This is a genomic window from Streptomyces sp. NPDC058955 (assembly GCF_042741435.1).
GTDB lineage: Bacteria > Actinomycetota > Actinomycetes > Streptomycetales > Streptomycetaceae > Streptomyces.
Window position 1 is genome coordinate 20875 of sequence record NZ_JBHYKM010000088.1, and the last position, 10005, is coordinate 30879.

Here is a 10005-nt window from a genome sequence, read left to right on the forward strand (position 1 = left end):
CTCCGTGCGTCCCCGTTCCCGGCGGCCGTGGTCGCTGCGGACCCGGCTCGTGGTCTCCGCCGTCGCGCTGATCGCGGTCGTCGCGGCCGTCATCGGCACCGTCACCACTATCGCGTACCGCTCCTACCTCTACGACCGGGCCGACGAGCAGCTGACCGCGCTCGGCCGGCGGGCCTCCGGGCCGCCGGGGCCGCCGCCCGGAGGCGGCGGGATCCGGGACCGCTCGCCGCTCTCCGTCCTCGGCGATCCGGGCTCCCCGATCGGCGCCCTCGTCGCCGTCGTCGAGGACGGCGCGGTCACCGGGGCCGGCTACTCGACGGAGGCGGCCGGCACCGACACCGGCGGGCAGCCCCTCTTCCCCGTCGAGGAGCTGGACGCGGCGCAGCGGAACGCGCTCGCCGCCGTGCCCCGCGACGGGCGGGCGCACACCGTGGAACTGCCCGGCGGGCTCGGCGCGTACCGGGTCGTCCACACCGAGGGCTACCGCGACGCCGTCCTCACCGGCATCCCGCTCGCCGAGGTCGAGAACGCCCTCTCCACCCTCGTCCTCGTCGAACTCAGCCTCACCGGCGCCTCCCTCGCCGCCGCCTCCCTCGCCGGGACGGCGCTGGTACGGATCGCGCTGCGGCCGCTGCGCCGGGTCGCCGCCACCGCCGCCCAGGTCGCCCGGCTGCCGCTGCACAGCGGCGAGGTCGCGCTCCACCAGCGGGTCCCGGAGGCCGAGGCCGATCCGCGGACCGAGGTCGGGCAGGTCGGCGCCGCGCTCAACCGGATGCTCGACCACGTCCACGCGGCCCTCGACGCCCGCCAGCAGAGCGAGACCCGGGTCCGGCAGTTCGTCGCCGACGCCAGCCACGAGCTGCGCACCCCGCTCGCCTCCATCCGCGGCTACGCCGAACTCACCCGGCGCGGACGCGAGGAGTGCGGGCCCGACACCCGGCACGCGCTGGGCCGGATCGAGTCCGAGGCCACCCGGATGACGGGTCTGGTCGAGGACCTGCTGCTGCTCGCCCGGCTCGACGCCGGACGCCCCCTCTCGGACGAGGCCACCGACCTCGTCCCGCTGGTCGTGGACGCCCTCGGGGACGCCCGCGCCGCCGGGCCCGGCCACCACTGGCGCCTCGAACTGCCCGGGGAGGGCGGGCCGGCGGCCGTCCGCGGCGACCCCGCCCGGCTCCAGCAGGTGCTGCTCAACCTGCTCGCCAACGCCCGCACCCACACCCCGCCCGGGACCACCGTCACCGCCCGCGTCCGGGACGAGGGCACGGCCGTCGCCGTCGAGGTCCAGGACGACGGGCCCGGCATCCCGCCCGGGCTGCTGCCCGCCGTCTTCGAACGCTTCGCCCGCGGCGACGCCTCCCGCTCCCGGCAGGCCGGGTCCACCGGGCTCGGCCTCGCCATCGTGCGGGCCGTCGTCACCGCCCACGGCGGCGAGGTGACCGTCGCGTCGGTCCCCGGACGGACGGTCTTCACCGTGACCCTCCCGGCGGTGAAGAACCCCGCGGGCGCGGACTCACAGGCCGGCCACAGGCTGATCACACCGGCGTGACAGCGGGCCCGGCGAGGGTCGTGGCCATGCGAACCCACACCCTCGCGGGGCCCGCGACGCAGGCCCCCGGCACCCTCCCCGCCCGGGAGCACCTGCCGGTGAGCGAAGCGGGCCGGGCCGTCGTGGACGTGGTGGTCCCCGTCCACAACGAGGAGAAGGACCTGGAGCCGTGCGTCCGCCGGCTCCACGCGCACCTGAAGCGCACCTTCCCCTACGGCTTCCGCGTCACCGTCGCCGACAACGCCTCCACCGACGCCACGCCCGTCATCGCCGCCGCCCTCGCCGCCGAACTGCCCGAGGTGCGGTCCGTACGGCTCGAACAGAAGGGGCGCGGCCGGGCGCTGCGGACCGTGTGGTCGGCCTCCGACGCACCCGTCCTGGCCTACATGGACGTGGACCTGTCCACCGACCTCAACGCGCTCCTGCCGCTCGTCGCGCCGCTCATCTCCGGCCACTCCGACCTCGCCATAGGCTCCCGGCTCGCCCGCTCCTCGCGGGTGGTGCGCGGGCCCAAGCGGGAGTTCGTCTCGCGGGCGTACAACCTGATCCTGCGCGGCTCGCTCGCCGCCCGCTTCTCCGACGCCCAGTGCGGCTTCAAGGCGATCCGGCGCGAGGTCGCCGAGCGGCTGCTGCCGATGGTCGAGGACGGCGGCTGGTTCTTCGACACCGAGATGCTGGTGCTCGCCGAGCGGGCCGGGCTGCGGATCCACGAGGTGCCGGTCGACTGGGTCGACGACCCCGACTCGACCGTGCACATCGTGCGGACCGCCACCGACGACCTGAAGGGCGTCTGGCGGGTGGGCCGGGCCCTCGCGACCGGTTCGCTGCCGCTGGACCGGCTCGCCCGGCCCTTCGGCGACGACCCGCGCGACCGCGACCTGACCGGGGTCCCCGGCGGACTCGCCCGCCAGCTGGTCGGCTTCTGCGTGGTCGGCGTGGTCTCCACGCTCCTCTACCTCGCGCTGTACTCGCTCTTCCGGCTCGGCGCCGGCGCCCAGCTCGCCAACGCCGCCGCCCTGCTCGTCTCCGCCGTCGCCAACACGGCCGCCAACCGGCGGCTCACCTTCGGCGTCCGCGGCCGCGACCGGGCCGTCCGCCACCAGGCGCAGGGGCTCGTGGTCCTCGCCATCGGCCTCGCCCTGACCAGTGGCTCGCTCGCCGCGCTCGGCGCGGCGACCGGCGACCCGGCGCACTCCACCGAACTCGCCGTGCTCGTCGTCGCCAACCTCGCCGCGACCGTGCTGCGCTTCCTGCTCTTCCGGCTCTGGGTCTTCCCGGACCGCCGACACCCCACGGGGGACTCCCGATGACCGCGACGACTCCCCCCGCGCTCCCGGCCGCGCACGCCGGCCGCCGGGCCCCCGGACGGCTCGCCCGGCTGTGGCGCGGCCGGCCCGAGGACGCCCGCTGGGTGCGCCCCGCCCTCCTCGGCCTGCTCGCCGCCACCACCGCCCTCTACCTGTGGAACCTGAGCGCCTCGGGCTACGCCAACTCCTTCTACTCGGCGGCGGTCCAGGCCGGCGGCGAGAGCTGGAAGGCGTTCTTCTTCGGCTCGCTCGACGCGGCCAACGCGATCACCGTCGACAAGCCGCCGGCCGCACTGTGGCCGATGGCGCTCTCCGTCCGCCTCTTCGGCCTCGGCTCCTGGCAGATCCTGCTGCCCGAGGTGCTGATGGGCGTGGCCACGGTCGCCGTGCTGTACGCGGCCGTCCGGCGCCGCTTCGGCGCGGGCGCCGGACTGATCGCGGGCACGGTGCTCGCGCTGACCCCGGTCGCGGCGCTGATGTTCCGCTTCAACAACCCGGACGCGCTGCTCGCGCTGCTCATGACCGTGGCCGCGTACGCGGTGCTGCGGGCCCTGGAGCGCCCCGAGGGCGCCACGAAGTGGCTGGTCGCGGCGGGCGTCGCGTTCGGCTTCGGGTTCCTGACGAAGACCCTCCAGGCCTTCCTGATCCTGCCGCCGCTCGCGCTCGTGTACGCGGTGTGCGCCCCGGCCCGGCCGCTGCGGCGGTGCGGTCAGCTGGGGCTCGCCGGGCTCGCGCTGATCGTCTCCGGCGGCTGGTGGGTGGCGCTCGTCGAGCTCTGGCCGGCGGCCTCGCGCCCGTACGTCGGCGGCTCGCAGAACAACAGCTTCCTGGAGCTGACCTTCGGCTACAACGGCCTCGGCCGGATCAACGGCAACGAGGTCGGCAGCGTCGGCGGCGGTGGCGGCCCCGGCGGCGGACAGGGCGGTCGCTGGGGCGAGACCGGCCTGCTGCGGATGTTCGACGACTCCGTCGGCGGCCAGATCTCCTGGCTGCTGCCGGCCGCGCTCCTGCTGCTCCTCGCCGGACTCGTCGTCACCCGGAAGGCGCCGCGCACGGACACGGCCCGGGCCGCGTTCCTGGTGTGGGGCGGGGCGCTGCTGATGACGCTGGCCGTCTTCAGCTTCATGGCCGGCATCTTCCACGAGTACTACACGGTGGCCCTGGCCCCGTACCTCGCCGCCCTGATCGGCATGGGCGCCGGCGTGCTGTGGGAGGAGCGGACCGGGCTGCTCGCCTCCGCCGGTCTCGCGGTCGCGGCCGGCGTGACGGCCTGGTGGGGCTGGATGCTGCTGGGCCGTACGCCGGACCATCTGCCGTGGCTGCGCTGGACCGTGCTGGGCGTGGGCGCGGTGGCCGCGCTCGGGCTGCTCGCCGCGGGCCGGACGGACCGGCGGATCGGCCTCGCCGTGGCGGGCCTCGGCCTGGCGGCGGGACTCGCGGGCCCGTTCGCGTACACCCTGGAGACGGTCTCCACCGGCCACCAGGGCTCCATCGTCACGGCGGGCCCGGCGGGCGCGGGCTTCGGCGGGCGCGGACCGGGCGGCGGCGGCTTCCCCGGCGAGGTCCGGCGCATGGACGGCGGCGGGCAAGGTACGGGCGGCGGCCTGCAACCCCCGAACGGCCAGGCCCCGAACGGCCAGGCCCCGAACGGTCGTCAGATGCCGTCCCCGAACGGCCGGATGCCCGACTTCGGTGAACGTACCGGCATGGGAATGGGCGGTCTCCTCAACGGCACCACCGTCGGCGCGGAGGCCAAGGCGAAGCTGCTCCGGGACGCCGACGCGTACACCTGGGCCGCCGCGACCGTCGGCGCGCAGAACGCGGCCGGCTACCAGCTCGCCACCGAGAAGCCGGTCATGGCGATCGGCGGCTTCAACGGCAGCGACCCGTCCCCGACCCTCGCCCAGTTCAAGCGGTACGTCGCCGAAGGGAAGATCCACTACTTCATCGGAGGCGACGGAGGCATGGGCGGCGGCTCCGAGATCAGCACCTGGGTCCAGGAGAACTTCACCGCCACCACCGTCGGCGGCACCACCTTCTACGACCTGACCGCCCCCGAATAGCAAAGCGCTATACAGCGTACGAGAGCTCCTATACGGTGTACGAGCCCCAGGCCCTCGTACACCGTATAAGGAGTTTCCATGACGGCCACGCCCACGGCGACAGGCGGCCATCCCCAGCGCTGGCTGATCCTCGGCGTCATCTGTCTCGCCCAGCTCACCGTGCTCCTCGACAACACCGTCCTCAGCGTCGCCATCCCCTCGCTGACCACGGAGCTGGGCGCCTCCACCAGCGACATCCAGTGGATGATCAACGCCTATTCGCTCGTCCAGTCCGGCCTGCTCCTGACCGCCGGCAACGCCGCCGACCGCTACGGCCGCAAGAAGCTGCTCGCCGTCGGCCTCGCGCTCTTCGGCCTCGGCTCGCTCACCGCGGGACTCGCCGACTCCACCGGGCAGCTGATCGCCGCCCGCGCGGGCATGGGCGTCGGCGGGGCGCTCCTGATGACCACCACGCTCGCCGTCGTCATGCAGATCTTCGACGACTCCGAGCGCGTGAAGGCCATCGCGCTCTGGGCCACCGTCAGCTCGCTCGGCTTCGCCGCCGGACCGCTGATCGGCGGCGTGATCCTCGACCACTACTGGTGGGGGATGATCTTCCTGATCAACATCCCGGTGGCCGTGATCGGCCTGGTCGCCGTCCTCAAGCTGGTCCCCGAGTCGAAGAACCCGCAGGGCGAGCGCCCCGACCTGATGGGCGCGCTGCTCTCCACCATCGGCATGACCGCCGCCGTGTACGCGATCATCACCGGCCCGGAGCACGGCTGGACCTCGACCGAGGTGCTGGTCCCGGCCGCGATCGGGGTCGTGGTGCTCGTCGCGTTCGCGCTGTGGGAGCTGCGGACCCCGTACCCGATGCTCGACATGCACTTCTTCCGCAACCAGAAGTTCGTGGGCGCGGTGGCCGGCGCGATCCTGGTGATGTTCGGGATGGGCGGCTCGATGTTCCTGCTCACCCAGCACCTCCAGTTCGTGCTCGGGTACGAGCCGCTGGAGGCCGGGCTGCGGATGGCGCCGCTGGCGCTGACCGTCGTCGTCCTCAACCTCAGCGGCATCGGTCCGCGGATCGTGATGAAGCTCGGCACCCCGCTCACCGTGACGGTCGGCATGACGCTGGTCGCGGCCGGTCTGGCCTCGATCGCCCTGGTCGGCGGCGGTGCGGACGGCACCTACTGGGGCATGCTGCTCGGCCTGGTCCTCATGGGCACCGGCCTCGCGGTCTCCAACCCGGCGATGGCCAACGCGATCATGAGCGCGATCCCGCCGGAGAAGGCGGGCGTCGGCGCGGGCGTCAACGGCACCCTCGCCGAGTTCGGCAACGGCCTCGGCGTCGCGGTCCTCGGCGCCGTCCTCAACGCCCGCTTCGCCGCCCTGGTCACCGTCACCGCCACCTCGCTCCCGGCGGCCCTGGCGGCGGCCGGCGACGACGCCGAGCGGGCCCGGATCTCCGACGCCTTCGCCTCCGGGCTGCAGACCAGCCAGCTGGTCGGCGCGGTCGCGGTCCTGGCCGGCGGTCTGCTCGCCGCCTTCCTGCTGAAGCGGGCCGAGCGGGCGGAGCAGTCCGTGGCGGCCGAGCCCGTCGTCGCTGCCTAGCATGGTGGCGACCGCCGACGGACGGAGAACAAGCATGGTCAAGGCCGCGGACCGGACCAGGAACCCGACGGGCTCCAGCGTCTGGCTGGAGCAGCGGACCGCCCGCAGCGGTGGCGGCCCCGCCGGGCTCGACCGCGACCGGATCGTGGCCGCCTCGGTGCGGATGCTCGACCGGGACGGGCTCGCCAAGCTGTCGATGCGGCGGCTCGCGGCCGAACTCGGGGTCACCGCGATGTCCCTGTACTGGTACGTGGACACCAAGGACGACATCATCGAGTACGCGATCGACACCGTGTACGGGGAGATCGACCTGGACACGGTCGCCGCGGGGGCGGACTGGCGGGAGCGGATCCGGACGCTCGCCCTGCACTACCGCCGGATGCTGGTCCGCCACCCGTGGATGTCGCCGTGCGCGGGCCAGTACCTGAACATCGGGCCGCACGCGATCGCCGTCGCCGCGAGGATCCAGGAGGCGATCCGGGATTCCGGGCTGCCGGTGAGCGGCCAGCCGGGCGCGATGTCGGCGGTCTTCCAGTTCGTGTACGGCTACGGGACGATCGAGTCGCAGTTCGAACGGCGGGCGGCCGAGGCGGGCATGTCGCAGGACGCCTTCTACACCGACTCCGTCGCCGCCTTCCGCGACGACCCGCAGTTCCGCGAGGCGCTGGAGCCGATGACGGAGCTGCTGGAGGAGCGGGCCTCGCACGGCTCCGTCAGCGCCATCTGGGAACGGGACTTCGCCTACGCCCTGGACATCCTCGTCGCCGGCATCGAGGCGATGGTGGCCCGCGAGGCGGGGGAGACCCCGGGAACGTGACGGAGCGGCGGGGAAGCATGACGGAGCGGCGGGCCGTCCCCTGCCCGCCGCTCCGCTCGTACCCGGCCGCGTCTCCGCTCGAAGCGCGACCGGGGGCTCTTTAACCCTCTTCCGCCGTGACGGTGTTGCTCTTCAGCGCGACCTCCTTGATGAAGAGCGTCACCAGGAAGGCGAGCAGCGCGAACGGCGCCGCGTAGAGGAAGACGTCGCCGACGCCGTGCCCGTACGCGCTCTCCATCACCGTGCGGATCGGGGCGGGCAGCTTGTCCATGTCGGGGATGGCGCTGCCGCTGCCGCCCTGGCCCATCGCCGCCGCGGCCTTCGGGCCGAGCTCCGCCACGCCCTCCTTGACGTAGTCGGTGACCCGGTGGGCCATGACCGCGCCGAGCGCCGAGACGCCGATCGCGCCGCCGAGGGAGCGGAAGAAGGTGACGACGGAGGAGGCGGCGCCGAGGTCGGCGGGGGCGACCTGGTTCTGCGTGCAGAGCACCAGGTTCTGCATCATCATGCCGAGGCCGAGGCCGAGGACCGCCATGAAGATCGCGATGTGCCAGTACTCCGTGTCGTACCGGAGGGTGCCGAGGAGGCCGAGGCCCGCGGTGGCGAGCGCGCCGCCGGTGACCAGCCACGCCTTCCAGCGGCCGGTCTTGGTGATGATCATGCCGGAGGCCGTCGAGGAGACGAAGAGGCCGGCGATCATCGGGATGGTGAGGACGCCGGACATGGTCGGCGACTCGTTGCGGGCCAGCTGGAAGTACTGGCTGAAGAAGACCGTGCCGGCGAACATCGCGACGCCGACGAAGAGCGAGGCGAGCGAGGCCAGGGTGATGGTCCGGTTGCGGAAGAGGCGCAGCGGGATGATCGGCTCGGACGCCCGGGACTCGACGAGCACGAAGAGCGCGCCGAGCAGCACCGAACCGGCCACCATGACGCCGGTCTGCCAGGACACCCAGTCGTACTTGTCGCCGGCGAAGGTGACCCAGATGAGGAGCAGCGAGACGGCGGCGCTGATGAAGAAGGCGCCGGCCCAGTCGACCTTGACCTCGCGCTTCACGACGGGCAGCTTGAGGGTCTTCTGGAGGACGAAGAGGGCGATGATCGCGAACGGCACGCCGACGTAGAAGCACCAGCGCCAGCCGAGCCACTCGGTGTCGGTGATGACGCCGCCGAGCAGCGGGCCGCCGACGGTGGCGACGGCGAAGACCGCGCCCAGGTAGCCGCTGTAGCGGCCGCGCTCGCGGGGGGCGATCATCGCGGCGAGGATGATCTGGGAGAGGGCGGTGAGACCGCCGACGCCGATGCCCTGGACGACGCGGCAGGCGATGAGCATGCCGGTGGACTGGGAGAGTCCGGCCACGATCGAGCCCGCCACGTAGATGGCCAGGGCTATCTGGATGAGCAGCTTCTTGGAGAAGAGGTCGGCCAGCTTGCCCCAGAGCGGGGTGGTGGCGGTCATCGAGAGCAGGGTCGCGGTGACGACCCAGGTGTAGGCGGACTGGGTGCCCTCCAGGTCGGTGATGATCTGGGGGAGGGCGTTGGAGACGATCGTCGAGGACAGGATGGCGACGAACATGCCGAGCAGCAGCCCGGAGAGCGCCTCCATGATCTGACGGTGTGTCATCGGAGCGGCGGTGTCTCCGGTGTCGGCCGGGGCGCTCCGCACACCGGTGTCGGGTGTGGTCGTAGCCATGGGATTCCTCTGGTTTCCAGCGTGTCGGCGCGGGTGGGGCGCGCTCGGGGCGTGGTCGAGCGGTCGCGTACGCGGTCGGTCGGGCGTGCGTGGTCAGGCGTGGGTGGCCCGGCAGTCCCCGAACGAGTCGCGGAGTCGGGCGAGCAGGGTGGTGAGCAGCGCGACGTCGTCGTCGGACCACTCCGCGAGGTGGCGGGCGAAGGCTTCGGTCACCCGCCGGTCGAGTTCGGCGAGCATCGCGACGCCCTCGTCGGTCAGCCGCAGGATGCGGGAGCGGCCGTCGTCGGGGTCGGGCAGGCGCTCGACCCAGCCGTGGGTGACGGTGTGCGCCACATGGCGGCTGCACACGGACATGTCCACGGCCATGAGCTCGGCCAGTCGGCTCATCCGCATGTCGCCGTGGTGCTTGAGCAGGGCGAGCACGGCGGCGGAGCCGCCCTGGCAGTCGCCGGGGAGGACGCGGGCGAGGCCGCGCTTCACGGCGCCGAACGCGCTGATGGCGCGGGCGAGGTCCTCGTAGCGACTGCTCGGTTCCACGGCGGACCCCTTCCAACTTGTTGCTTAGGGCAACCATAGAGATGGATGGTTGCTCCAGGCAAACTAAATCGGTCAAACGGCGCTAAAGAATCGGCAAAGGGGAGGCCCGGGGGAGGCGGAGTGCCAGGGCTTGGGCCCGTCACCCCGCTTTCGCTAGGGTCCTGGCCCATGGCACACAACCCGCAAGCACCGTACGGCCAGGGCGCCCAGGGCCCCGAGGGCTACGACCCCGCCGGCAGCACCCAGATGTTCCGCGCCTTCGTCGACGAGGGCACCCCCCAGCAGCACCAGCCGCAGCAGGTGGCGGCGGCCCAGAGCGGGCCGCGCGTCGGCGTGATCGCCGGCGTGATCGCCGCGATCGTGGTCGTGGCGGCGGTCGTCTGGCTCGCGCTGGGCTGACCGAGACCCCGGGACGCGCGCTCGGGGAGGGCGGTCGCGGCGGAGACCTCCGG

Annotated in this window: 8 protein-coding genes; 6 read left to right on the forward strand and 2 right to left on the reverse strand. The window is 73.2% G+C overall.

The features are described 5' to 3' along the window. The first annotated feature begins 4 nt into the window (after positions 1-4). The 5 genes from ACFW1I_RS27535 (at position 5) to ACFW1I_RS27555 (ending at position 7326) form a co-directional block, all read left to right on the forward strand. Complete coding sequence (locus ACFW1I_RS27535; RefSeq protein WP_384674888.1) at positions 5-1549, forward strand: sensor histidine kinase; 1545 nt, start codon at positions 5-7, stop codon at positions 1547-1549. A gap of 26 nt (positions 1550-1575) precedes the next feature. Beyond that, complete coding sequence (locus ACFW1I_RS27540) at positions 1576-2859, forward strand: glycosyltransferase (RefSeq protein WP_384674890.1); 1284 nt, start codon at positions 1576-1578, stop codon at positions 2857-2859. After that, positions 2856-4919: an ArnT family glycosyltransferase gene (locus ACFW1I_RS27545; RefSeq protein ID WP_384674892.1), complete on the forward strand. Its 2064-nt coding sequence runs from the start codon at positions 2856-2858 to the stop codon at positions 4917-4919. Before ACFW1I_RS27540 ends, ACFW1I_RS27545 begins: the two co-directional genes overlap by 4 nt. A 78-nt stretch (positions 4920-4997) precedes the next feature. Further along, positions 4998-6509 carry an MFS transporter gene (locus tag ACFW1I_RS27550; protein ID WP_384674894.1) on the forward strand — a complete coding sequence of 504 codons (1512 nt, stop codon included), beginning with the start codon at positions 4998-5000 and terminating at the stop codon, positions 6507-6509. A gap of 34 nt (positions 6510-6543) precedes the next feature. Beyond that, a complete protein-coding gene (locus tag ACFW1I_RS27555) occupies positions 6544-7326 on the forward strand; it encodes a TetR/AcrR family transcriptional regulator (RefSeq protein ID WP_384674896.1) in 783 nt (260 codons plus the stop codon). Positions 7327-7426: 100 nt separating this feature from the next. On the opposite strand, the gene ACFW1I_RS27560 is transcribed toward ACFW1I_RS27555, so the two are convergent. Both ACFW1I_RS27560 and ACFW1I_RS27565 read right to left on the reverse strand, forming a co-directional pair. Continuing rightward, positions 7427-9016, reverse strand: a complete 1590-nt coding sequence (locus ACFW1I_RS27560) for an MDR family MFS transporter (RefSeq protein WP_384674898.1) — start codon at positions 9014-9016, stop codon at positions 7427-7429. Positions 9017-9109: 93 nt separating this feature from the next. Further along, positions 9110-9553: a MarR family winged helix-turn-helix transcriptional regulator gene (locus ACFW1I_RS27565; protein WP_384674900.1), complete on the reverse strand. Its 444-nt coding sequence runs from the start codon at positions 9551-9553 to the stop codon at positions 9110-9112. Between the two features lie 168 nt (positions 9554-9721). Between ACFW1I_RS27565 and ACFW1I_RS27570 the strand changes: the two genes are divergently transcribed. Next, complete coding sequence (locus ACFW1I_RS27570) at positions 9722-9952, forward strand: hypothetical protein (protein WP_384674902.1); 231 nt, start codon at positions 9722-9724, stop codon at positions 9950-9952. Positions 9953-10005: the final 53 nt, after the last annotated feature.